General features: G+C 65.5%; 22 protein-coding genes. 5 read left to right on the forward strand and 17 right to left on the reverse strand.

Annotated features, from left to right (window positions below):
• The first annotated feature begins 360 nt into the window (after positions 1-360).
• The 4 genes from MKI84_RS02670 to MKI84_RS02685 all read left to right on the forward strand — a co-directional run bounded on the left by MKI84_RS02670 (position 361) and on the right by MKI84_RS02685 (position 4,665).
• Positions 361-1,497, forward strand: coding sequence for a Gfo/Idh/MocA family protein (locus MKI84_RS02670; RefSeq protein WP_241616392.1), 1,137 nt, complete (start codon positions 361-363; stop codon positions 1,495-1,497).
• A gap of 79 nt (positions 1,498-1,576) precedes the next feature.
• Entirely contained in the window at positions 1,577-2,587 is a 1,011-nt protein-coding gene (locus MKI84_RS02675) for a Bug family tripartite tricarboxylate transporter substrate binding protein (RefSeq protein ID WP_241616393.1), read from the forward strand.
• A gap of 113 nt (positions 2,588-2,700) precedes the next feature.
• Entirely contained in the window at positions 2,701-3,147 is a 447-nt protein-coding gene (locus MKI84_RS02680) for a tripartite tricarboxylate transporter TctB family protein (RefSeq protein WP_241616394.1), read from the forward strand.
• A gap of 9 nt (positions 3,148-3,156) precedes the next feature.
• Positions 3,157-4,665, forward strand: a complete 1,509-nt coding sequence (locus tag MKI84_RS02685) for a tripartite tricarboxylate transporter permease (protein ID WP_241616395.1) — start codon at positions 3,157-3,159, stop codon at positions 4,663-4,665.
• Between the two features lie 76 nt (positions 4,666-4,741).
• On the opposite strand, the gene MKI84_RS02690 is transcribed toward MKI84_RS02685, so the two are convergent.
• The 5 genes from MKI84_RS02690 to MKI84_RS02710 all read right to left on the reverse strand — a co-directional run bounded on the left by MKI84_RS02690 (position 4,742) and on the right by MKI84_RS02710 (position 9,082).
• Positions 4,742-5,704: a LysR family transcriptional regulator gene (locus MKI84_RS02690; RefSeq protein WP_241616396.1), complete on the reverse strand. Its 963-nt coding sequence runs from the start codon at positions 5,702-5,704 to the stop codon at positions 4,742-4,744.
• Between the two features lie 67 nt (positions 5,705-5,771).
• Positions 5,772-6,320, reverse strand: a complete 549-nt coding sequence (locus MKI84_RS02695) for a carboxymuconolactone decarboxylase family protein (protein ID WP_241616397.1) — start codon at positions 6,318-6,320, stop codon at positions 5,772-5,774.
• Between the two features lie 9 nt (positions 6,321-6,329).
• Positions 6,330-7,364, reverse strand: a complete 1,035-nt coding sequence (locus MKI84_RS02700) for a Gfo/Idh/MocA family protein (protein ID WP_241616398.1) — start codon at positions 7,362-7,364, stop codon at positions 6,330-6,332.
• A 48-nt stretch (positions 7,365-7,412) separates the two neighbouring features.
• Positions 7,413-8,513 carry an LLM class flavin-dependent oxidoreductase gene (locus tag MKI84_RS02705; RefSeq protein ID WP_241616399.1) on the reverse strand — a complete coding sequence of 367 codons (1,101 nt, stop codon included), beginning with the start codon at positions 8,511-8,513 and terminating at the stop codon, positions 7,413-7,415.
• A complete protein-coding gene (locus tag MKI84_RS02710) occupies positions 8,510-9,082 on the reverse strand; it encodes a flavin reductase family protein (protein ID WP_241616400.1) in 573 nt (190 codons plus the stop codon). Before MKI84_RS02710 ends, MKI84_RS02705 begins: the two co-directional genes overlap by 4 nt.
• 77 nt (positions 9,083-9,159) lie before the next feature.
• Here MKI84_RS02710 and MKI84_RS02715 point away from each other — a divergent pair, with 77 nt between their 5' ends.
• Positions 9,160-10,128 carry a LysR family transcriptional regulator gene (locus tag MKI84_RS02715; protein WP_241616401.1) on the forward strand — a complete coding sequence of 323 codons (969 nt, stop codon included), beginning with the start codon at positions 9,160-9,162 and terminating at the stop codon, positions 10,126-10,128.
• A 60-nt stretch (positions 10,129-10,188) separates the two neighbouring features.
• Here the strand turns inward: MKI84_RS02715 and MKI84_RS02720 are convergent, their stop codons facing one another.
• The 12 genes from MKI84_RS02720 to MKI84_RS02775 all read right to left on the reverse strand — a co-directional run bounded on the left by MKI84_RS02720 (position 10,189) and on the right by MKI84_RS02775 (position 22,158).
• A complete protein-coding gene (locus MKI84_RS02720; RefSeq protein WP_241616402.1) occupies positions 10,189-11,283 on the reverse strand; it encodes an Ldh family oxidoreductase in 1,095 nt (364 codons plus the stop codon).
• Positions 11,280-11,726 carry a cupin domain-containing protein gene (locus MKI84_RS02725; protein WP_241616403.1) on the reverse strand — a complete coding sequence of 149 codons (447 nt, stop codon included), beginning with the start codon at positions 11,724-11,726 and terminating at the stop codon, positions 11,280-11,282. Before MKI84_RS02725 ends, MKI84_RS02720 begins: the two co-directional genes overlap by 4 nt.
• Complete coding sequence (locus MKI84_RS02730) at positions 11,723-12,763, reverse strand: amidohydrolase family protein (protein ID WP_241616404.1); 1,041 nt, start codon at positions 12,761-12,763, stop codon at positions 11,723-11,725. Before MKI84_RS02730 ends, MKI84_RS02725 begins: the two co-directional genes overlap by 4 nt.
• Positions 12,764-12,772: 9 nt before the next feature.
• Positions 12,773-14,302 carry a tripartite tricarboxylate transporter permease gene (locus MKI84_RS02735; RefSeq protein ID WP_241616405.1) on the reverse strand — a complete coding sequence of 510 codons (1,530 nt, stop codon included), beginning with the start codon at positions 14,300-14,302 and terminating at the stop codon, positions 12,773-12,775.
• Positions 14,303-14,317: 15 nt separating this feature from the next.
• Positions 14,318-14,770 (reverse strand): tripartite tricarboxylate transporter TctB family protein, encoded by a 453-nt coding sequence (locus MKI84_RS02740; protein ID WP_241616406.1) that lies wholly within the window; start codon positions 14,768-14,770, stop codon positions 14,318-14,320.
• A 67-nt stretch (positions 14,771-14,837) separates the two neighbouring features.
• The gene (locus MKI84_RS02745) at positions 14,838-15,872 is read right to left on the reverse strand and encodes a Bug family tripartite tricarboxylate transporter substrate binding protein (RefSeq protein ID WP_241616407.1); all 1,035 of its coding nucleotides are present in this window, start codon (positions 15,870-15,872) and stop codon (positions 14,838-14,840) included.
• Between the two features lie 508 nt (positions 15,873-16,380).
• On the reverse strand, positions 16,381-17,394 hold the full coding sequence (locus MKI84_RS02750) for a CobW family GTP-binding protein (protein ID WP_241616408.1): 1,014 nt from the start codon (positions 17,392-17,394) through the stop codon (positions 16,381-16,383).
• 117 nt (positions 17,395-17,511) lie between these two features.
• On the reverse strand, positions 17,512-18,750 hold the full coding sequence (locus tag MKI84_RS02755; RefSeq protein ID WP_241616409.1) for an LVIVD repeat-containing protein: 1,239 nt from the start codon (positions 18,748-18,750) through the stop codon (positions 17,512-17,514).
• A 127-nt stretch (positions 18,751-18,877) separates the two neighbouring features.
• Entirely contained in the window at positions 18,878-19,621 is a 744-nt protein-coding gene (locus MKI84_RS20740; protein WP_241616410.1) for an FCD domain-containing protein, read from the reverse strand.
• Positions 19,622-19,715: 94 nt separating this feature from the next.
• Positions 19,716-20,417, reverse strand: a complete 702-nt coding sequence (locus MKI84_RS02765; protein ID WP_241616411.1) for a TetR/AcrR family transcriptional regulator — start codon at positions 20,415-20,417, stop codon at positions 19,716-19,718.
• Positions 20,418-20,452: 35 nt separating this feature from the next.
• Positions 20,453-21,667 (reverse strand): acyl-CoA dehydrogenase family protein, encoded by a 1,215-nt coding sequence (locus MKI84_RS02770; RefSeq protein ID WP_241616412.1) that lies wholly within the window; start codon positions 21,665-21,667, stop codon positions 20,453-20,455.
• 11 nt (positions 21,668-21,678) lie between these two features.
• The gene (locus tag MKI84_RS02775; protein ID WP_241616413.1) at positions 21,679-22,158 is read right to left on the reverse strand and encodes a VOC family protein; all 480 of its coding nucleotides are present in this window, start codon (positions 22,156-22,158) and stop codon (positions 21,679-21,681) included.
• Positions 22,159-22,183: the final 25 nt, after the last annotated feature.

The following is a 22,183-nucleotide window of genomic DNA, read 5'->3' on the forward strand; positions in this document are numbered from 1 at the left end:
GTGGCGGGATCAATGTCCGGACTTGTTAAGCGCACGCTCCGGGGCGAAGGGTGCGTCGTGCCGGATCAAATTAACATATGAAGGATGTTTGAACATTTTTCACAAGTCAATAACTTCCGGCTCATTTTCGAACTGTCTTTCCGAGGTGCCTTTCTGACCTTGGCGCCGGCGATGCATCCATGCCCTTTCACTATGTCCCAATGGCGAAAGAGCATTTGCGCGGCTTGGAAACGCATGGTCCGCTCAACATCAACAACACTGATTGAGCAGGGTGGAAACCATGAGGAACACGGGCGACGACGCCAACACTTTGCGTTCGCAGGCCGATGTCTGCGTCGCGGCAGCAGAGGGGGCGTGGTGATGCGTCGCCAGTCTCCCAAGGGTATCGGCCTCGCCATTGTCGGCGCTGGGCGCGTCGGTCTGTTTCGCGGCGCGGTCGCCGCGCGCCATCCGGCGGTGGAATGGATCGGTCTCGCCGAGATCAACCCCGAGCGCGGCCAGCGCGTCGGTGCCGAGATCGGCGCCGACTTCATCACCACCGATCATCGCGAATTGCTGAAGCGGCCGGAAGTGACGGCGGTGATCGTCGCCACCGACGAGCATCTGCATGTCGATCCGGTGATGGCGGCGCTCGAGCGCGACCTGCCCATGCTGATCGAGAAGCCGCTCGCCACCCATCTAGATGACTCCATGCGCGTGCTGCGCGAGATCGAGACTGCCGGCGTCGATGCCGTGGTGGGCTATACCCAGCGCTTCCGCCGCCGCTGGCTCGCCGCCAAGGAGAAGGTGCGTACCGGCGCGCTCGGCGACGTGACCATGGTGACGTCCCGCGCCTTCATGAACCGGCTGGTCGCCATCGACAATTACCGGCGTTCCGATGCGCCCGCGACCATCTCGCCGATGGTGATTTCCGGCACCCATGCGCTCGATATCGTCATGTGGTACCTGGAGGCCAAGACCCCGGTCGAGGTCTATGCCCGCTCGGTCGACAAGGTGCTCGGTGCCGACTGGCAGGGCATCGACGGCACCGCCGGCATGATCATGATGAGCGACGGCTCGGTCTATCACCTCGCCATCTCCTGGGCGCTGCCGGTGACCTGGCCCGGCGCGGTCTACAGCCTTGAGGTCGGCATTGTCGGCACCACCGGCGTGCTCACCATCGACGACACTCATCGCGATATCGTGCTGGCGGTCTCGGCGCCGCAGGAAGAAGGCTATCTGCCGGACAAGACCCGGCTCGTCGACTTCATGGGCAGCTATCCGCCGGGCGACATGGCCCTTGGCGAGCTGCGCGGCCCGATGCGCACCGAGACCGAATCCTGGCTCAACCGCATCGCGCTCGACCTGCCGACCCAGCACGCGACCGCGGCCGAGGCCCATAACCGGCTGATGCTGACCAAGGCGCTCGATCTTTCGGCCAAACTCAAGCGGCCGGTGAAGCTGCCGCTCGAAGTGGAAGGCGAGCGCGAGATGATGCGTGAGGCCGCCATGGCCTGAAGCAACCGTGCCTGACATCGCTAAAGCGAGCCGGCGTCAGCCAGAACAAAAAGCGGCGCGGCTACCCTGGGAGGGAACGATGAAGACGTCCGTCACACGCCGTGCCGTGAATTCCTTAGCCGTACTTGCCGCCGCCGCACTCGCCGCCGGCCTGGCCACCGCGCTTCCCGCGTCGGCCCAGTCCGACTATCCGAACCAGCCGATCACGCTGATCGTACCCTTCGCACCCGGTGGTGCTTCGGACTTTGCGGCCCGGCTGCTGCAGCCGCGCCTCTCCGAAATCCTCGGTCAGCAGATCGTCATCGAAAACCGTGACGGCGCGGCCGGTAATGTCGGCATGGACTTCGCCGCGCGGGCCAAGCCGGACGGCTATACGCTGTTCCTCGGCAATGTCGGCACGGTGTCGATCAACCCGTCGCTGTTCGCCAGTCTGCGGGTGAAGCCGCTGCAGGATTTCATCCCGATCTCCATCGTCGCCGATACGCCGGGCCTTTTGATCGCCAACCCGCAGTTTCCGCCGAACAACGTCAAGGAACTGGTGGAATATGTGAAGGCGCGCCCCGGGGAGGTGAATTTCGCCTCGCCCGGCACCGGCTCGGTGAACCGGCTTGAAATGGAGGCGTTTCGCCGCGAGGCGGGGCTCGACATGAACCATGTGCCCTATAAGGGCGGCGCCGGCCCGGCCACGGCCGATGTGATGGGCGGCCATGTCAGCCTGATGTTCGTGACCATCTCGTCCGGCATCAACCATGTGAAAGGCGGCCGGCTCAAGGCGCTGGGCGTGTCCACCAAGGAACGCGTGCCGCAACTGCCCGACGTGCCCACCATGACCGAGCAGGGCTTCCCCAAGAGCGTGTCGTCGTCCTGGCAGGGCATTCTGGCGCCGGCCGGCACGCCGCAGCCGATCATTGACAAGCTGCATGCCGCGATCGTCGAGGCGATGAAGGATCCGACCATCAAGACGCGCATGGCGGAGGCCGGCGTGATGGCGGTGTCGAGCCCCAGCCCGGCGGACTTCAAGGCCTATATCCAGGCCGACGCCGACAAATGGGGTGGCGTCATCAAGGATATCGGCGCGAAGGCCGATTGATGTCCCGCAGGCGAAGGGGCCGCGCCACAGGCGTCGGCCCCTCGTCCTTCCGACCGATCCTCCCGCCTCGACGCATCTATGAGGCCGTGGCGGACCATCCATTGGGGTTGTCCATGGACATCAAGATTTCTTCCGATTTCGTGACCGGCCTGTTCTTCTGCAGCCTCGGCGCGGTCGCCATGATCATCGGCTCCGACTATCCGATCGGCACCGCGGCCCGCATGGGCGCCGGCTATTTCCCGTTGATGATCAGCTGCGGGCTCATCCTGCTCGGCGGCATCCTGATCGTGCGGTCCTTCGTCACCGAGACCGACGAGGTCGGGTCCATCGACTTCCGACCGTTGGCGCTGCTGATCGTCAGCATCCTGCTGTTCGGCCTGCTGATCGAGGATTGGGGGTTCCCGGTCGCCGGCCTGGTGGTCGTCATCGGCGCGCGCATCGCCGGCAAGCACTACAAGCCGCTGGAGACCCTGCTGCTCGCGGTCGGGCTGGTCGGCTTCTGCCTGCTCCTGTTCTCCTATGGGCTGGGCCTGCATTTCCCCGCCACGCGTCTGTGGTGAGGGTTGGCCATGGAACTCTTCAGCGACGTTCTCCTTGGTTTCTCGGTGGCGATGACGCCGGCGAATCTGGTCTATGGTTTCCTCGGCGTCCTGCTCGGCACGATCATCGGCGTGCTGCCCGGCCTCGGCCCGGTGGCGACGATCTCGATCCTGCTGCCGGTCACCTTCGCGCTGCCGGCGCCGGCGGCGCTGATCATGCTCGCCGGCATCTATTACGGCGCGCAATATGGTGGCTCGACCACCGCGATCCTCGTCAATCTGCCGGGTGAGAGTTCGTCGGTGGTGACCGCCATCGACGGCTATCAGATGGCCCGCAAGGGACAGGCGGGGCTCGCGCTTGCGACCGCCGCGCTGTGCTCCTTCATCGCCGGAACGCTGGCTACGCTGGTGATCGCGGTGGCGGCGCCGGCGCTGGCGGAGGTGGCGCTCGATTTCGGGCCAGCGGACTATTTCTCGCTGATGCTGTTCGGCCTCGTCGCCGCGGTGATCCTCGCCCACGGCTCGGTGGTCAAGGCGGTCGGCATGATCCTCGTCGGCATCCTGTTCGGCACGATGGGCATCGATGCCAATACCAGCCTCGAACGCTACACCTTCGGCGTTCCGTCTTTTGCCGATGGCATCGACTTCGCGGTCATCGCCATGGGCATGTTCGGCATTGGCGAGACCATCTCAAACCTCTGCCAGAAGGACGAGGAACGCAGCTTCGTGAAGGAAGTCCGCGGGCTGTGGCCGCGTTGGGCGGATTTCCGACGCTTCGTGCCGCCGGCCTTGCGCGGCACCCTTCTCGGTGGCGCCCTCGGCCTGCTTCCGGGTGGCGGACCGGTGCTGGCGTCGTTCTCGACCTATGCGCTGGAGAAGAAGCTCTCGAAGACGCCTGGCGAATTCGGCAAAGGCGCTATTGCCGGCGTCGCCGGGCCGGAGGCGGCCAACAACGCCGCCGCGCAGACCGCCTTCATCCCGATGCTGACCCTGGGCCTGCCGTCGAGTGCGGTCATGGCGCTGATGATCGGCGCGCTGATGATGCAGGGTCTGTCGCCCGGCCCGCAGCTGATGACTCAACGACCCGATCTGTTCTGGGGCCTCATCGCCTCGATGTGGTTGGGCAATCTGATGCTCGTCGTGCTCAACCTGCCACTGGTCGGCATCTGGGTGAAGCTGCTCTCCGTGCCCTACCGCATGCTCTATCCGGCGATCATGCTGTTCTGCTGCATCGGCGTGTACAGCATCAACAACAACGCGCTCGACGTGGTGCTGGCGGCGATCTTCGGGGCGTTCGGCTATCTGATGAAGCGGCTGCACTGCGAGCCGGCGCCGCTGCTGCTCGGCTTCATTCTCGGCCCGATGATCGAGGAGACGCTGCGCCGCGCTCTGCTGATCTCGCACGGCAATCCGATGGTGTTCGTCCAGCGGCCGATCAGCCTCAGCTTCCTGGTGCTGACGGTCCTGCTGCTGATCGTGCTGGTGGCGCCGATGATCCGCATGACGCGCCAGCGCGCCTTCGAGGAGAGCACGGACTGAAGCCCGCCCTCTGGGCTCACATGAAAACGGCCGGGCATGGTGCCCGGCCGTTTTGTTTCAGGAAACGCGATCCTGTTCAGGCGACGCCGGCCAGGATCCGGTGCTGCGGGGCGGCCCAGTGCGAGGCGTTGGTGTCGGGGAGGGCGCTGAAGATGCCGCGCTGCGCCAGCGCATCGATCTCCGCGCGCAGCAGCCCCATCACCGCATGCGCCGCAGCGCTGACCTTGTCGCCGACATGGGAGAGCATGATGGTGCGGCTTATGTTTACCCCGCCGACCGCGAGACCGGTGAGCTGGCCTTCATCGATCTCCTTTCGGAAGGTCGAGATCGGCATGATCGAGGCGCCGCGCCCCTGCAGCAGCATCCGGCGGATAGCCTCCACCGCGTCGATCTCGCAATCCACCTCGACACAGACGCCGTGCGAGGCGAGTTGCTCGTCGACCAGCGCGCGAATGCCGCGCGTGACCAGCATCGGTGTGGAGGCCAGCTCATCCAGCGTCACCACAGGCGAGACACCGCGCTGCTGGCGCGGCATCACCACGACGATCGGCTCGGTCAGCACGGCGGTGAATCGCAGGGCGCGGTTCGGCGGCGGGTTGGTGAGCAGAGCGAGATCGACCTGAGCATTCATGAGATCGACCTGCAGGCGCCGGGTGAATTCCTCGACGATGGTCAGGTTGATCGCCGGATAGCTCGTCGCGCAACGCTCGATCAGGCCGGGGGCCAGCAGCGAGGAGAGCGTCGGCGAGATGCCGACCACGACCTTGCCGGACACGCCGTCACCGCCAATGTTCATCTCCTGCGCAGCGCGCGCCACTTCCTGAAGGATGCGCCGGCTGTGCTGGAGGAAGCGGCGGCCGGCGAGGGTGAGTTGCACCCCGCGCGGCAGGCGCACCAGAAGCGGCGTGCCGATCTCGGTTTCGATGCGCTGGATATGCCGGCTCAGTGCTGGCTGGACGATACCGAGATCACGGGAGGCGCGTGTGATGCTGCCAAGTTCGGCAACGCGCACGAAGGCTTCGATGCTACGCAATTCCATGGCGTCTTCCTCCGGGAAGGGCGCCTATTATTTTGTGGCGCGCCCTTCGTGCTGAACGCAAACCCTCTCACGCGGGGGAGGGAACCCGAAACACCCGCAGGGCGATGGCAAGCATCGAGTAGTAGCCGAGCAATCCGGTCAACTCGATCACCGTGCGACGGCCGAAGCGCGTCACCGCCGCCGCGAACAGATCATCCGGCACATCCTTGTGCTGGTAGATCGCGGCGGAAAAATCATGCACCAGCGCGGCGTCGTCATCCGTGAAATCCGGCCGGCGGCCGCCGGCGAGCGCCTCGATCTCGAATTCCGGAACCCCGGCCTTGCGCGCCTCGCAGGCATGCACGCCGAACTCATATTCCGCGCCCCAGAAGGAGGCGGTTGTGAGAATGGCGAGTTCCGACAGGCGCGGCGACAGGCCGGTGCGATAGCGGCAGAAGGCACCGACCGCCTGCGCGGTCTCGGCCAGCTCCGGGCTCTCGACATAGATGTGGAACGGCGCCGGCACCGCGCCGGCCCGCGGACGGCCGATGGCTTCGAAGATGCGGAGCTGCTCGGCGTCGAGATCGGCGGGGTTCAATTCGCGGTAGCGCGGGGGCGCGTCGGTCAGGCTGTCCATGTCACTTCCTCAGGCGCTGGCGGCGAGGGAGGGACGGTCGGACTGCACGACGGCCTCGACCGCGACCGGCATGTTGGTCGCCACCGAGCGGCAGATCGCTTCGAGCACGGCGATGTTGCCGATCTTCTGTTCGTCGGTGAACACATAGGGCGCGCCGGTCTCGATGGAGCGGGCGAAGGCCTCGAGATTGGCGCGCACCGTGTCGGTCCACTCATATTCGCGCACGTCCCGCCGCCCGTCCTTGTACTGGATGGTCAGCGTCGTCGGACCGGGGGTGTCGGGGTGCGTCTGGTTGCGCGCCTCGACCCAGGCATCGGTGCCGAACACGGTGATGCCGATATAGAGCGGCGTCACCAGAATGGCATTGAGATAGCCGGTGGCGCCGGAGGCAAAGCGCGTGTGGACCGAGACCACATCGCCATTCGGCCGGTCGGTCGCCCGTGTCGAGGTCGCGGCATAGACCTCGCTGATCGGGCCGAACAGTTCGAGAAAACCGTCGGTGAGATGAATGCCCATGGCGGTCATGCCGGCGGCGGGGGCGTCCACGGTGGAGGCGCGCCAGTCGGTCTTCGGCACGGCAGCGAGCTTGTCGTGGCTGAAATTCGCCTCGACATGCATGATGGTGCCGAGCGCGCCGGACTGCACGAGTTCCTTGATCTGCAGCATGGCGAGCTCGTAGCGGCGCTCATGCCCGATGCCGAGCTTGACACCTGCCGCGCGGCAGGCGGCGACCGAACGTTCGGCGTCGGCACGGGTCAGCGCCAGCGGCTTCTCGCAGAACACATGCTTGCCCGCATGCGCGACCATCGCGACCTGCGCGGTGTGCAGCGAATGCGGGGTGCACAGGATCACCGCGTCGATCGAGGGATCGGACAGCACGTCGTCCCAGTTCGTGGTGAGCGGGATGCCATGCTCGGCGGCAAAGGCGGCCTGCGCGTCCGAGGTGTCGATGGCGGCGACGATGCGGAGCTGGTCGGAATCCGCCATGCGGCGGATCATGTGCTTGCCCCACCAGCCGAGGCCGGCGATTGCGGCGCGGATCATATGGTCCTCCCTTGCCGCCTTGGCCGGCGGCTTTTGATCTTGAACATGCTATTCGGCGGCAGCGGAGTGGCGCCCGGCATTCACCGCCGGCATCACCTTCTCCGCCATCAGCTCAAGGGAACGTATGGCGAGCTGCTTGTCGGCCCAGTCATGGCCGGCATAGAGCAGGGTACCGAATTCGCCGATCTCATCCTGAAACGCGGCGAGTTCGTCGGCAACCTTGTCAGGCGTGCCCCAGATGACGAGATCCGACAGCACGCTGTCGACCGTCACCGAACTGTCCGGCGCGTTCTGGTCGTGCTTGAACAGGTTCGCCCGGCCGTTGCCGACCAGCTTGGTCGCGAGCGAGCTGTAATAGGCATAATAGGGGCTGCCGGGCTCGGTCGCATAGCGCTTCGCCGTGGCGAGGTCATCGGCGACGAAGATGCTCTTGGCGACGCGCCAGTTGGCAGGGTCGGCCGGCCGACCGCCCTTCTCGCACCCCTCGACATATTTCGGCCAGTGGGTCTTTACCCAGCACGGCAGCAGGAAGTTCGCCGAGATCGGGTCCCAGCCGCGCTGCGCGGCCTCGGCTACGCCCTTGGAGAACGGCGCGACCGCGGTGACCACGATGGGCGGGTGCGGCGTTTGATAGGGCTTGTGCATCGCACCCTGTCCGAGCGCGGGGATGTGGGTCCGCTCGGTGGTGATGTTCCAGTACTTGCCTTCCCGCCTGTAGGGCGGCTCGCCCGACCAGATGGCGAGGATGTGGTCGATGGCCTCGACGAACATCTCCGTGCGGTTCTTGTCGAGATTGCCGAACACTTCGGCGTCGGACAGAAGGCCGCCAGGGCTGATGCCCATGAGATAGCGGCCCTTGGCCATGTGATCGAGCATCGCCACCTCGCCGGCGACGCGCGCGGGGTGCTGGTTCGGCAGGTTGATGGTGCCGGAGCCGAGCTTGATGGTCTTGGTCTCGTTCAGCAGCCAGGCGATGAAGATCAGCGAAGAGGTGATGGTCTCGGCGCCGTCGGTGACATGCTCGCCGAAATAGCCCTCGCAGAACCCCAGCTTCTCGGCGATGAGGCAGAATTCTCGATCTTCCTGCAGCGTCTCGGTCAGCGGACGGTGCAGCGGGTGGATCGGCATGGTGAAGAAACCGAGTTTCATGATGCGCGTTCCCGGTTCGCGAAAGCGTTGTTCGCGGTGCTGTCATTGGCCGCCGTGTCGGCCGGCAAAGTTGCGGCGCTGCAAAGGGCGCCGGTGGCGAAAATCAGCGGTTCGCCGTCGCGATGCGCGGCGCGCAGCACCCGGCCAAGGAAGATGAGATGGTCACCGGCCTCGATGATCTGCTCGGTGCGGCATTCGAACCGGGCGATGGTGTCCTCGATCAGCGGGGCGCCGTGATCGCCGATGCGGTGCGCGACGGTCTCGAACTTGTCGGGATGCGGGGTCGCGAAATGCCGGCACAGATGCTTCTGATGAGTGCCGAGCACATTGACCGCGAAATGGCCGGCCGTTGTGAAGTTCGCCAGTGAAGGGGCCTGTCGGCGCAGGCTCCACAGCACCAGCGGCGGGTCGAGCGAGACCGACGAGAAGCTGTTGGCGGTCAACCCTTCGAGCTTTCCGTCGGCAGTGCGCGTGGTGACGATGGTGACACCGGTGGCGAAGCGCCCGAGCGCCCGTCGGAAGTGACCATGATCGTCGGTAGATCGGAAATCGATGACATGTTCGCTCATGAGGATGAGCTTAAGGTGGTGGCGCTCGCTGTAGAAATGATATGATCTACTTGTCTCCATCAGGAAATGTAATGGCGATGAGCGACACCCTGCGCGATATCCGGCTGTTCGTGGCGGCTTATGAGGAGCGCTCCTTCACGGCCGCAGCCGAGCGCGAGAACGCCACGCAGTCCGGCGTCTCCCAGCACATCCGCAAGATCGAGGACCGCTTCGGGGTGAAACTGTTCGCGCGCGGTGGTGGCACGGTGCAGCCGACGCCAGCCGGTGAGAGCTATTACCGGCACTGCATCGAGCTGTTGCGGCTCAACGAGGCGGCTAATCGCTCGGTGGGCCGGTTCGGCACGGGTCTCGACGGCGAGATGGTGGTGGGGCTGATGCCGACCATGACCCGCTCCGTGCTGGCACCGTCGCTCGCCCGCTTTGTAGCGATGCACCCCAATGTGGTGGTGCGGGTGACAGAAGCCTATTCGGCGATCCTCACCCAGCAGGTGCGGGCCGGAGAGCTTGCTTTCGCCATCGTGCCGGCCTCGACCGGGACGGTGGGCGTGAAGACCACGCGCTTCGCCTACACGCCGGAGGTTCTGGTCTCGGCGGCGGATGCCCGGCGGGAGCATATGAGACCGGTGCGGCTCGCCGATCTGGGCCCTCTGAAAGTGGTGGTGCCCAGCGCGCAAAACGCCCGGAGGGCGAGCATCGAGACCTATCTCGCCTCGAATGGTGTCGCCGTGGAGCAGCGGCTTGAGCTCGACGCCATGATGGGCACGCTGGATTTCGTCGCCTCAACCGACTGGGTGGCGATCCTGCCCGGGCTGATGATGGCGCAGGAGGTCGAATGGTCGGCCGGATCCGACGCCATGCGCCGCTTGACCGTCAACCCGTTCGACGATCCCCCGCTCGGCATCGACCTTGTTCAGATCGAGCCGGCGCGGCGGTCGCTGGCGCCGGCCGCCGCGGCCTTTCTCGACATTCTCGCGCAGGAGACGGCGCGGATCGGCCGGGTGTGGGGCGCGCGCGCCGGCCTCTATGAGGAAGTCGGCGTGCCGTAGTCACCGCCGGACGTCATGCCGTCGGCGGCCTTCCGATCTGGCGCCGGTCGATGAACTCCATCACACGCGGCGGGCGAGCGGGGGAATGGCGAGATCGGCGGCGAGCGTATCGAGCTGGCGTTGCAGCGCCGCCGGCATCGGCACGCCGTCGCGGGCGCGGGCCGCGCGCAGGGCGGCGCGGCGGTCGCCGGGAATGCGCACGCCGTCGGTGCCGGGCAGCGGTGTGTCGTTGCGCAGCTCATCGAGATGCGTTGCCAGCAGCGCCGCGAAGGCATCCGGCTTCATGAAGCGGGCGACATCCAGCGCCAGGATGAAATGGCCGGTATTGGATTCGGTCGAGGAATCGGCGTTGAAGTCGACCACCTCGCTGCCGAACGCTGCGCCATTCAGCGTGCCGGCCAGCAGGCCGAGCATCAAGGCGATGCCGGAGCCCTTATAGCCCCCGATCGGCAGCAGCAGGCCTTCGCTGCTCTGTCTGGGGTCGGTGATGGCGCTGCCATCGGCCTTGCTCACCATCCAGCCCTCGGGCATCGGGGCGTCGTTCAGCAGGTGCTTCTTCACTGTGCCGTAGGAGACGACGGTGGTGGCGATGTCGAGCAACACCGGCGGCTTGCCCTCGCCGGCGGGGATGGCGATGGCGAGCGGGTTGGTGCCGAGCAGGGACGAGGTGCCGCCCCAGATCGCCATATGGTTCGCGCTCGCGACCACGGAATAGATGCCGACCATGCCGCGCCTGGCGAGCATGTCGACATAGAGCGAGGCCGGGCCGGCGTGGTTTGAACGGCGCACGCCGACCCAGGCGACGCCGATCTCGCGGGCCAGCGCTAGCGCCGTGTCGACGGCCGTCGACATCACCAGATGGCCCATACCGTTATCGCCATCGACCAGCGCGACGCCGGGGGCGGCCCGCTCGACGGCGATGGTCGGGGTCGGATTGACCGCACCACCCTTCAGCCGCCTCACATATTGCGCCAGGCGGAAGATGCCGTGGCCGTCGGCCCCGGTAAGGTCGGCCTCGACCATGAGGGTCGCGACGCGTTGCGCTTCCGTGGCCGGCAGGCCGCACGCCCGCATCGCGTCGGTGATCAGGCCTTCCAGGGCGGACGGCGGAAGAGTGGCGGAGGAGCCGGGCTCCGGCTTCACGGCAGCATTCATTGTGGCGTACCTGCGGAATGGGTTTTCGGGCCTGCCGAGTGTTCGGAGGCGATGGAGCGTGTCTCGCCGCTTGCCGACAAGGTGCGGGTGGCCTCGACATCGGCGTAGGTCCAGAAGATGGCGAGCGGCGCGCTGTCCGAAGCGTTGCGGAAGCGGTGCGGCACGTCCGGGGGAATCCAGGTCGTGTCGTGCTGCGACAACTCATGGGTGACGCCGTCGATTTCGAACACCGCGTCGCCTTCGAGGATGATCACGCTCTCCTCGCAATTATGACTGTGCAGGGGGATCGCCGCGCCGGGGCCGAAGCGGGTGATGCCGTTCAGCAGTTTCTGCGAGCCGATCTCGGCGGTGACGAGCCGGACCGTGCGGGCACCACCGCCACGCTCGGTCACGGGCAACTCGCGCGGGCGCAGGATGGCGGGAGCGGGTGTCTGCGCGCTCATGCGTTCACCGCCTTGCGGATCTGCGCGTCGAGGCCGAACCAGCTCGCGGCTGTGCTGCCAAGGATCGCGGTCTCGTCCGCTTTCGACAGGCCGGCGTCGCGGACCTGCCGGGCACCTTCCAGTGTGCCCATGTCGAACGGGTAGTCGCTGCCCAGCAGCACATGATCGGCACCGAACGTGTCGGTGAGATAGCGCAGCGCCGGGCCGAAATGGGTCAGCGTGTCGAAATGGAGCCGGCGGATCGAGACTTCCGGGCTCTCGCTGATGAACTGCCGGCATTCAGGCCGCTCCTTCCAGCCATGGATCATGCGGCCGGTCTGGAACGGCAGGAAGCCGCCGCCATGCACCAGGCAGATCTTCAGGTCGGGGTAGCGCTCAAGCACACCGCCAAACACCAGCGAGGCTGCCGCGATGGTGGTTTCCAGCGGATTGCCGATCAGGTTCTTGAGATAGAACTCGCTGGTCCGGTTGGCGGCCGCGGTCTTCTGCGGGTGGATCAGGATGAAGGCGCCCAGTTCCTCGGCGGTGGCCCAGATCGGTTCCAGCGCCGGATCGTCGAGATTCTTGCCTTCGATATGCGAGCCGATCTGCGCGCCTTTCAGCCCCAGCTTGGTCATGGCACGCCGCAGCTCGTCCGCCGCGCGGGGGGGATCCTGCATCGGCAGGGTGGCGATGCCGAGGAAGCGGGACGGGTGGCGCCGCACCAGATCGGCGATCGCCTCGTTCTGAATCTGGCAGAGCGCGGCGGTGAGCGCCGCCTCGCGCTCATAAAGGAAGGTCTGCGGGCAGTTGGAGAGCACCTGCAGATCGAAGCCGGCGTGATCGAGATCGGCGAAGCGCCGGTCGAGGTCCCAGCCGCCGCGCGGAAACGGCCGCTGCACGATGTCGCCGACTTTCAGGACGCCGCCCTCCTCGTCGACCTCGGAAAGTGTCGGTCCGATCTCGGGCGCCTCGCGCCGCATGCGGGCCATCATTTCCTCGGTGAGGATATGGGCGTGGACGTCGATGACGGGAGCGACAGGCAGGAGAGGGGTCATGCTGATGTCCTAGTCAGGGGAATGCGACAGGGCCTCGGCGACGCCGGCACGGCGCGCCGCGCGGCGGGCGAGGAGAAAGCTGAGCAGCGGCAGGCAGAGCGAGCCGATGACGAGCAGGGCCAGCACGGCGGAAAGCGGACGCTGCACGAAGATCACCCCGCTGCCTTCCGACAGCATCAGGCTCTGGCGCAGCGCGCTTTCCATCATCGGCGCCAGCACCACGGCGAGCACCAGCGGCGCCCGCGGGATGTCGGCGCGGATCATGAGATAGCCGACCATTCCGAACACCAGCGTCAGCCCGACATTGAACAGGCTGAGACTGATGGCGTAGGCGCCGACCAGCGACACGATGAGGATGCCGGCGACAAGGTAGGAGTAGGGGATGCGCAGCACGCTCGCGAAAAGCGGGGCGAGCGGCAGGTTCATGATCAGCAGGATCACATTGCCGATGAACATGGAGGCGATGAGCCCCCAGACCAGATCGGCCTGCTCGGTGAGCAGCATCGGTCCCGGCCGGATGCCCAGCAGCACCAGCGCGGCGAGCAGCACGGCGGTCGATGCCGAGCCGGGAATGCCGAGCGCAAGCATCGGGATCATGGCGCCATGAGCGGCCGAGTTGTTGGCGGATTCCGATGCCGCCACGCCATCGAGCGCGCCATGACCGAATTTCTCGGGGTGGCGGCTCGCCTTTTTCTCCACGACATAAGCCAGCAGGGCCGCAACCGTCGGCCCCGCGCCGGGCATCAGGCCGATGAGCAGGCCGATGAAGCCGCCGCGTACGATCGCCATGCGGCACTCCGCCCAGTCCTTCCCGGTCAGCCACATATCCTTGAGCCGGGTGCGGACGACCTGTCCCGACTGGGTCTGCTCCATCGACACCAGGATCTCGGCGATGCCGAACACGCCGATGGCCACGGGAAGGAAGTCGATGCCTTCCAGCAGATCCAGCGAGCCGAAGGTGAGCCGCGACGTGCCCTGAATCGGGTCGGTGCCGATCAGGGCGATCATCAGGCCGAGCGTGGCGCCGATCATCGCCTTGAGCGCCGAGCCGGTGCCGAGGCTCGCCGTGGCCGTGATGCCGAGCAACGCCAGCAGGAAATATTCCGGCGCGGAGAAGTTGAGCGCGAAAGAACTGAGCGCCGGCGTCAGGAACACAAGGGCGGTCACGGAGCCGATGCCGGCAAGGAACGAGCCGATCGCTGCCACCGCAAGCGCCTGTCCGGCGCGCCCCTGCTTCGCGAGCTGGTTGCCGTCGATCGCGGTCATCACGCTCGCGGCTTCGCCCGGCACGTTCACCAGCACCGAGGTGAGCGTGCCGCCATACATGCCGCCATACATGATGCCGGACAGCATCACGAGCGCGGTGACGGGATCGAGGCCGAAGGTGACGGGGAGCAGCAGCGCCATGCCGGCCGATGGCCCGATGCCGGGCAGGGCGCCGATGAGCTGCCCGAGCGTCACGCCGATCAGCACGAAGAGCAGGTTGGTGGGCGTCATCGCGATGGCGAAGCCGTTGGCGAGCGAGGCGAGGGCGTCCATGTGCGATCCCTCGTCTCAGATGCCAAGCGGGCCGGTCGGCAAAGCGATGCCGAGCCACGCGATGAACACGCCATAGACCACTCCAACCACGATCACGGTGGTGAACAGGCTGGGCACGATCGGCCGCCGCTCGATGCCGAGCAGCAGGAACAGGCAGAACAGGATGCTGGCGGTGACGAAACCCAGCGGCGGGATCAAGAGCACCAACAGCCAGAGCCCGGCGGTGAGCGCGACAATGCGCAGGATGCCGGACCGATCGGGGAAGCTGTGAGGCTCGGTGCTGTCATCCATCACCGCGGTGACGAGAAGGCTGAGCGCCAACACGATGCCGATGATTCCGACCCAGAACGCGGTGAATGAGGAGCCCGGAGCGAAGTCCGCCCAATAGGGCAGTTGCCATGTCCCGAGCAGCACCGTGGCGGAGAGGCCGAGCAGCACCAGCGCTGCGATGATGTTGGTTAAGCGCATGCCGAACCCTTGCCTGAAGGCGGAGATTGGCGGGCCGGGGACACGCCCGGCCCGCCGGCTCAGCGGCTCACTGCACCGCGGGCTGTTTGGCGAGGCCGAGATCGCGCAGCAGCGCGAGATGCTCGTCATGCAGCTTCTGCATGTAGGGCTTCACCTCGGCGGCCGGGATCATCTGGCTGCGCAGGAAGTTCTCCTTCAGGCTCGCCTGCCATTCCGGATTGGCGACCAGCTTGGCGATGGCCTCGTCCCAGAACTTCACGGTCTCGGCGTCGAGGCCGGGAGGGCCGGCGAGGCCCCAGGCCTGGCCCCACACCACGTCGTAGCCCTGCTCCTTCGCGGTCGGGATGTCCTTCAGCTCGGGCGCGGTGCGACGCTCGCTGGCGAGAATGGCGATGATGCGCGCCTTGCCGCCCTTCACCAGAGGCAGCGCCTCGCCCGGCGTGAGGGTCATGAAGTCGACATTGCCGCCGAGGAAGGCCGCCTGTGCGGCGCCGCCACCGTCGAACGGCACATAATTGAGCTTCACATTGCCGGCCTTCTCGACCAGCCCGGACACCATGTGGTCGGTCGAGCCCGACTGGGCACCGGCGACCTTGACCGAGCGCTCGCGCTTGGCGGCCAGCTCGACGAGCTGCTTCATGTCCTTGATCGGCGAGCTTTCCGGAACCACCAGAACCAGATCGCCCTGGATGAACATGCTGATCGGGGTCAGCTTGTCATAGAGCGTCGGCAGGCCCTGCGTGATCGGCGTCGTCAAGATCGGCTGGGCGATGCACAGCACGACGTTGCGGTCGCCCTGCTTGCCCATGACGAAATTGGCCGCGACCATCCAGGAGCCGCCCGTGCGGTTCTGCACCACCAGCGGGTTGGTGATGATCTTCTGCTCGTTCAGGATTTTGGCGGCCCGGCGCATCAGCACATCCGGCGTGCCGCCGGGGCTGGTGCCCGTGGTGATTTCGATCGGGCCGGTGGGGGCACCCTGCGCCTGCAGGGCGGTCGGCGCGGCGAGGCAGGCGGCGCCAAGCGCGAACGCTATGGCCGTGTGCTTCAGGCGCAGATGAAGCGGCACGCTCGACCGCATCTCAGTGTTTGTCTGGATCATGTGGCGTTCCTTCCCAGGCTTGCAGCGGCACAGCGTCTTTTGACGTCTTGTATTGCGGAGCAAATGGCGACAACTGGGTGGTGTCAAGTCAAACTTAGATAATTACATCAGGAAACCGATGCCGATTTGGCATGCATATAGTACAACTCGGCATGTATCGTGTAGTGCGAACTCAAAAATACAATATCATGAGTCTTATGAAGCTTTCGTTCCGTTGAGTCGCGACTTGCGGCGCGCGCTGACGGTAGTGCGGTGTGGTGAGTGCGGCATAAACTTCAACGCATTCGCGTTCAAAATTAAAATAGACGGTGCGTGTTTGTTTGATGCACGAATTGTTTATGCTACGATCCAAAAATAAAAAAACTGCTCGGAGGAACGCAAAATGTCAGTACTGCTTACAAGAATATTGAATTATGTATGCCAATGCTTGATCGTTACTGGCGCCTCGCACTGTGTGGTGACCGATGAGTCCGTCGCGGCAGGTCATTCCAATGGTTGCGATCCGGGATCAGGCGGCGTTTCTCATCGCCAGGACGTCCAGACTGCGCTGTAGCGCGGCAGGAGGTATGTTGCGGGTGATGAAGACGATGCGGGTGGTGTGATCCCCGGTCGGCCACCTCTCCAGCTGAACCGGCGGATGCAGCACGTTCTGCACCGCGTGGACCACAAGAGGCGCCGCTTCGCCGCGCAGAGCCACGATGCCCTTCATGCGCAGGAGATCACGGCCGCGCAGCGAGAGGATGGAGCGCAGCCATCCGCGGAGTGCCTCGCGGCTGACCGGGCGATCCAGCGTGATCGAGAACGCCTTGATGCCATTGTCATGATGGGAAGGGGCATGCCCCGTCGGCTCGTGCGCGGTGGCGAAGGCGGCCTCGTTCAACCAGCGCAGCACGTCGCCGCTGTCGCGCGTGGGGGCCCGCGCGGCGTGGGCGAACAGATCGTCCGGGGCTATGATTCCCTGAACCACCGGCACGATTTCAGCGCCCGGGTTTATCGCCTGCAGCCGGTCCCTCAGCGTTCCGATCGCCTCCGGCGTGGCGAGATCGGACTTGGTGAGCACCAGCACATCCGCAAGCCCGACCTGATGCCGCGCTTCCTCGAACTCCTCGAGCTGGCCGGCGCCATTGACGGCATCGACCGTGGTGATCACCGCGCGCAGCGCAAAGCGCTCCGCCAGCGTGCGCTCGGTCAGGAACATCTGCACCAGCGAAGCCGGGTCGGCGAGGCCCGTGGTTTCGACGGCGATACGCGAGAAGGGCGGCACCTCGCCCCGTGCCGCTTTGCCGGTCAGGTCGTCCAGCGTGTCGACAAGGTCGCCGCGCACGGTGCAGCAGATGCAGCCGCTCTGCAGCACGACCGTGTTCTCGATCGAGCTCTCGACCAGCAGATGGTCGATGGCGACATCGCCGAACTCGTTGATGATCACCGCGCTGTCCGCCATGCCGGGATCGCGCAGTAAATGGTTCAGCAGCGTGGTCTTGCCGCTGCCGAGGAAGCCGGTGATCAGCACGACGGGGATCATGGCGACGCCTCCCGGTAGAGCGTTTTCGAGTGAAGTGGATTCCGGTTCGCGTAAAGAACGCGCGTCGGAACAATCAGCCAGAGCCTTCCCGGCGAATGCGCGTTCACCGGAATGGCCCTAGAGGTCGAGCTCCAATATGTAGAGCCCGCCGGCGTGACGGTCGGCGCAATAGACGATGCCGTTCTCGTCGACATAGACCTCGTTGATCTGGGTCGCCGGCAGGCGGGCGCCGGGGGCCGCGGCGGGCACGAAGGCGCCGACCTCACGCGGGATCAGCGGGTCGCTGATGTCGTGGACGCGCAGGCCGCCATTGAACAGCGTCGAGAACAGCAGGTTTTCGGAGTGCAGCGCCGTGTCGCGCGGCGGGTTCTCATGCAGATTATGGCAGCCGAACCGGCCGCCCTTGCGGGAATATTCCTCGAAGGAGGGCATGGGCAGAGTGGACAGCGCCACCGGATTGTCCTCGCAGCGAATGTCGAGGAGCCAGGTCAGCTTCGGCCAGTCGAACCCGTCATCATGGATGCACTCATGGCTCGCGACCGCAAGATCGCGGCCGAACAACGGCATCAGCGTATGGGCGAAGCCGGGGAAGGGCGGATTGGGGCTGAAGCGGGAGATGACGGTCGGGCGCGACTTGTCCGAGATGTCCATCACGAAGAAGCCGCCGTCGATATAGCCGACATAGGCGCGGTCCGGGCGGGCCGGGTAGACATTGGTGTTGTGGCAGCGAATGCCGGTGTCGATCTTCAGGCGTGGCGGCGGCGCGGCGTCATCGCCTTCTGCCGTACCCGGCATCCACCAGCGACCGGCCTCGACCGGCTTCGACGGATTGCGCACGTCGATGATGCGGTAGGGCTGGTCGTCGAGCGGATTGCGCGGGGTGAAGTCAGGCGCCCCGGCGGCGCAGTGAACGAATTCGCCATCGACGAACCAGACCTGATGCACGCCGCGCGAATGCGGGCCGGAACAGTCGAAGAAGCTGATGGAGCGCGGGTTCTCCGGCACCGAGATATCGAACAGCTCGATGCCCGCGGGCTGCTCGCCATGCTGGTAGGACTGATAGGCCACGGCCATCAGATCGCCGGTCGTCTCCAGCGAATTCGAACGCACCCTGTTATGCGGCAGATCGGTCTGGACGATCACCTTGGGGCGGGTCGGATCGGTGACGTCGACGCCGCTGAAGTTCTTCGGCGGGCCTTCATGCGCCAGCCAGAGAATGCGGCGGCCATCCGGGGCCTTCTGGAGCGACATGCCCTCGCCGATGCCGCCGAAGCCGGCAATCGGGTCATGGGCGATCAGCTTCATGCCGGAGATCAGGTCGATCTTAACGTCGGCAACCCTGGTGTGGTCGAGCATGCACGGTCCTCCCGGTGGACCAGCGCGGGCAAGACCCGTCGAACGGTCCTTGTGATTGTTAATCACAAGAATGTTCGAACAAAAATACTATGTCAATAAAAGCGGGCCTTGTTTGTTCGTTTGGCAGCTAGTTTGCCTCGTCGCCATTGCCCGCCGAGAGGCTCAGGGAGACCTCTTCATAGTTGCGGATCACCACCTCGACGCTCCCCTGAAAATGCTCCGCGAGCACGGCGGTGGCGCGATCCGCGTCGCGGGCGATGGCCGCTTCCGCGATGGTGCGATGCTGGTCTCGCACGCGCTTCAGAAGCTCCTGCGAAGACGAGGTAACGACGATCACGCCGCGCCGATAGCGCTGGAAATGATCGGACAACGCCCCGCAGAAATGCAGCAGCCAGGGCGAGTCGCAGGCGGCGATCAGGCTGTAATGGAAGCGGTCGTGACGCAGTTCCCATTCGTCGACGATCTTGCGGTCCTCGACCGAATGCGGCAGCGGCGTGCGCTCCAGCCGGTGCAGGGCGGCAAGAATCTCCGCCTCCCAATCCTCGTCGCCGCGGGTGATGGAGCGGCGCAGGGCGTTGCAGCTCAGCTCGGTACGCAGCGCACACAGATCATGCAGATCCGACAGCGACAGCGGGGCGACGGTGTAGCCACGGTGGCCTTCGAAGCGCACCAGTTGATCGGATACCAGACGCGACAGCGCCTCGCGCAGTGGCGCGATGCCGACCCCATAGATGGAACTGAGCTGGCGAAAGCGCAGCCGCTCGCCGGGCTTGAGATGACCGGCGATCAGGTCGCGGCGCAGCCGGGCGTAGATCTCGATGCCTAGCGTTGTCGATTCGTCGTCCGCGACCGCGACGGGCTGAAGGGACACAGGGCGTTCTCCACGGCTGAAATCACCGGTAGATCATACCCGCGGCCGACGTTCGATCAAAGCGAAGATGTTCGAGGCTCTCTTGGCCAATCGTCTAGCGCGTTGAGTTGTCCTTTGTTTCCTGATCGGCGAGGCGCTTCAGCACCGGGCCGACGCCGGTGAGGAAGGTGTCGACCGCATTGCGGATCATGGTCGGCCGATCGACCGGCATCGGGAACTGGTAAACGATCTCGCGGACGCCGTAGTAGAAAATGCCGCCCTGAAGGGTCCAGAACAACTCGACCTCCTGCGGACTCGGCGGTTCGGCCCCGCCGAGACCGAAGCTCTGCCGGGTCGCCAATGTGATGGGGCGCAGGATTTCCGTCTCCACCGTCGCCGCATAGCGCCGGTTGATGTCGACGCCGCGCAGGCCCGCGAAGATGTAGATGCGGATCCATTCCGGCGTGAAGATGGTGTGCGTGTAGTCCTCATAGAAGGCGATGATGCGCTCGCGGATCGGGCGGCTGTCATCCATCAATCCCTCGCGCCACTCGCTCTTCCAGCGGTTGACGTAGATCTCCTGATAGACCGCGGCGATCAGGTCGTCCTTGCTCGGAAAATAGCGGTAGAGCAGCGGCTGGGTGACGCCAAGGCGCTGGGCGAGTTCGCGGGTGCCGGCTTCGAACCCGACCTCCGCGAACAGCTCGATGGCCTTGCGGACGAATTCGCGATGCCGATCCTCGGGCTTGTTGCGGGTGCGCCGGGCCGCGCGAACCGTGCCGGTGGCCTCAGCGGAGGGAGATGACGAGCCGTCCATTGATCTTGCGTCGATGTCCTTGTCGAGACTGCGTCTCACACGACCGGGTTGTCGGCTTCCATGCCGAGCGCAAGGCGCCCGAAGGCGGCGTTGGCGACATCGGAGCTGAAGGCGATATGGGCACTTATAGCATGGGCGTCGCGAAAGCGGCGCTGCGGGCTTCCTGAAAGATAGAGCGACTGCGCGCCACCCGCGCCATTGATCTCGTCCACCGCCTGCGTCGCCAGGCCGGTCGCGAAGGCCAGATCCCGGCGATAGGCGAACTTCGTCACCGGATCGGGGACATGCCCGCGCTCGGCATCGCACATCGCCTCGTTGCAGATCGCCAGCATCATGCGCCGGGAGTGGGACAGCCGGGTCGCGGCGCTGCCGATGTGGATCTGCACGCTCTGCAGTTCCGCCAGCCGCGCGCCGGTGTAGCTCGCCGCACGCTTGCGGGTGGACGCGACATGATCGGTGAGGGCGCCTTCGCCATTGCCGAGCCCGACGCCAGAGAGAATGGCCGGGAACAGGGCGAACACCGGCAGCCGGTAGAGCGGCGCGGGATGCCGCTCCGAGCCCGGCGTCTCGCCGCCTTTCAGATGCGCGGCGGAGACGGTCATCTCCTCCGGCACGAAGACGTCCTCGCACATCACATCGTTTGAGCCAGTGCCCTTGAGCCCCGTGACCTGCCAGGTATCGAGAATCCGATAGTCGGAGCGGGGGAGCAGGAACACACGGTGGTCCGGCGCCTCGCCGTCCTCGCGCACGATGCCGGCAAGCATGTTCCAGCCGCAGACATCGACCCCCGAGGAGAACGGCCAGCGGCCGGACAGCACATAGCCGCCGGGCGCCTTCGTCACCTTGGCGGCGGGAAAGACGAAGGAGGAGGCGATCAGCGCGTCGCGGTCCTCGTTCCAGATACGGTCCTGCGCGGCCGGCGGGAACATGGCCAGCATCCAGTGATGGCTGGCGAGGTTGGTGAGGTTCCATGCGGTCGAGGCGCAGCCGGCCGCCAGCGCGGCCCCGATGGTGATCAGGCTTTCATAGCCGAGTTCGGCGCCGCCGATCGCCTGCGGCTGAAGCATCCGGTAGAGGCCGCTGTCATGCAGGTCGCGCTCGCTTTCCGGCGGCAGGCGACGCAAGTCTTCGGTACGCGGGGCGCGTGCGGCAAACACCGAGGCGAGTTCGACGGCGCGCCCGAGCAGTTCATCGTGGCGCTGTTCCACGGGCGAGCGGGCAATGGCGGGTGCAGCGATCGTGTCGATCATCACGGCCTCCCTCACGCGCGCCCGCGGCGGTCGAGGTAAAGCGTCGCTTCGAGGTTCTCGCCGACCTGTTCGAAGCGATCGGCGAGGCGCTTGAGTTCGGGAATCCGGGAGGTATCGAGGCTCGAAACATCCGGCCAGTCGACCTCGACGAGATTGCCGCCGGGATCGCGCAGATAAAGCTGCACCGTGCCATCGGGCATCTCGTTCACGCCATTGCCGAAGGTCGCGTGGTCGATGAGGCCGGCGTCACGCGCCCGCTCATACACGCCCATGAAATCATCCACGTTGAGAGCGAAATGCTGGTAGTGCGGCGTGGCGTCGGGCAGGCCGAAGATGTGCAGCTGCTGGTTGCCGCAGCGCAGATACTGGGTGCGAAAGCCGAAATTATAGGTCGGGATGATCTCCATCCCGAACAGCGCGACATAGAAGCGAACGGACTCCTCGACATCGCGGGCGCCGATCGACAGATGGTTCAGGCCGGTGGCGTGCATGGCGCTCCCTTATATTTTTACTTAT

It is taken from the genome of Ancylobacter gelatini (assembly GCF_022601675.1).
Lineage (GTDB): Bacteria > Pseudomonadota > Alphaproteobacteria > Rhizobiales > Xanthobacteraceae > Ancylobacter > Ancylobacter gelatini.

Bases quoted from the DNA above. Each gene is read 5' to 3' on its own strand.
- MKI84_RS02690 (WP_241616396.1), bottom strand. From the start codon at position 5,704: ATGGAATTGCGTAGCATCGAAGCCTTCGTGCGCGTTGCCGAACTTGGC.
- MKI84_RS02745 (WP_241616407.1), bottom strand. From the start codon at position 15,872: ATGATCCAGACAAACACTGAGATGCGGTCGAGCGTGCCGCTTCATCTG.
- MKI84_RS02675 (WP_241616393.1), top strand. From the start codon at position 1,577: ATGAAGACGTCCGTCACACGCCGTGCCGTGAATTCCTTAGCCGTACTT.
- MKI84_RS02725 (WP_241616403.1), bottom strand. From the start codon at position 11,726: ATGAGCGCGCAGACACCCGCTCCCGCCATCCTGCGCCCGCGCGAGTTG.
- MKI84_RS02720 (WP_241616402.1), bottom strand. From the start codon at position 11,283: ATGAATGCTGCCGTGAAGCCGGAGCCCGGCTCCTCCGCCACTCTTCCG.
- MKI84_RS02710 (WP_241616400.1), bottom strand. From the start codon at position 9,082: ATGAGCGAACATGTCATCGATTTCCGATCTACCGACGATCATGGTCAC.
- MKI84_RS02735 (WP_241616405.1), bottom strand. From the start codon at position 14,302: ATGGACGCCCTCGCCTCGCTCGCCAACGGCTTCGCCATCGCGATGACG.
- MKI84_RS02730 (WP_241616404.1), bottom strand. From the start codon at position 12,763: ATGACCCCTCTCCTGCCTGTCGCTCCCGTCATCGACGTCCACGCCCAT.
- MKI84_RS02705 (WP_241616399.1), bottom strand. From the start codon at position 8,513: ATGAAACTCGGTTTCTTCACCATGCCGATCCACCCGCTGCACCGTCCG.
- MKI84_RS02750 (WP_241616408.1), bottom strand. From the start codon at position 17,394: ATGATCCCCGTCGTGCTGATCACCGGCTTCCTCGGCAGCGGCAAGACC.
- MKI84_RS02715 (WP_241616401.1), top strand. From the start codon at position 9,160: ATGAGCGACACCCTGCGCGATATCCGGCTGTTCGTGGCGGCTTATGAG.
- MKI84_RS02765 (WP_241616411.1), bottom strand. From the start codon at position 20,417: ATGGACGGCTCGTCATCTCCCTCCGCTGAGGCCACCGGCACGGTTCGC.
- MKI84_RS02685 (WP_241616395.1), top strand. From the start codon at position 3,157: ATGGAACTCTTCAGCGACGTTCTCCTTGGTTTCTCGGTGGCGATGACG.
- MKI84_RS02670 (WP_241616392.1), top strand. From the start codon at position 361: ATGCGTCGCCAGTCTCCCAAGGGTATCGGCCTCGCCATTGTCGGCGCT.
- MKI84_RS02770 (WP_241616412.1), bottom strand. From the start codon at position 21,667: ATGATCGACACGATCGCTGCACCCGCCATTGCCCGCTCGCCCGTGGAA.
- MKI84_RS02775 (WP_241616413.1), bottom strand. From the start codon at position 22,158: ATGCACGCCACCGGCCTGAACCATCTGTCGATCGGCGCCCGCGATGTC.
- MKI84_RS02695 (WP_241616397.1), bottom strand. From the start codon at position 6,320: ATGGACAGCCTGACCGACGCGCCCCCGCGCTACCGCGAATTGAACCCC.
- MKI84_RS02755 (WP_241616409.1), bottom strand. From the start codon at position 18,750: ATGCTCGACCACACCAGGGTTGCCGACGTTAAGATCGACCTGATCTCC.
- MKI84_RS02700 (WP_241616398.1), bottom strand. From the start codon at position 7,364: ATGATCCGCGCCGCAATCGCCGGCCTCGGCTGGTGGGGCAAGCACATG.
- MKI84_RS02740 (WP_241616406.1), bottom strand. From the start codon at position 14,770: ATGCGCTTAACCAACATCATCGCAGCGCTGGTGCTGCTCGGCCTCTCC.
- MKI84_RS02680 (WP_241616394.1), top strand. From the start codon at position 2,701: ATGGACATCAAGATTTCTTCCGATTTCGTGACCGGCCTGTTCTTCTGC.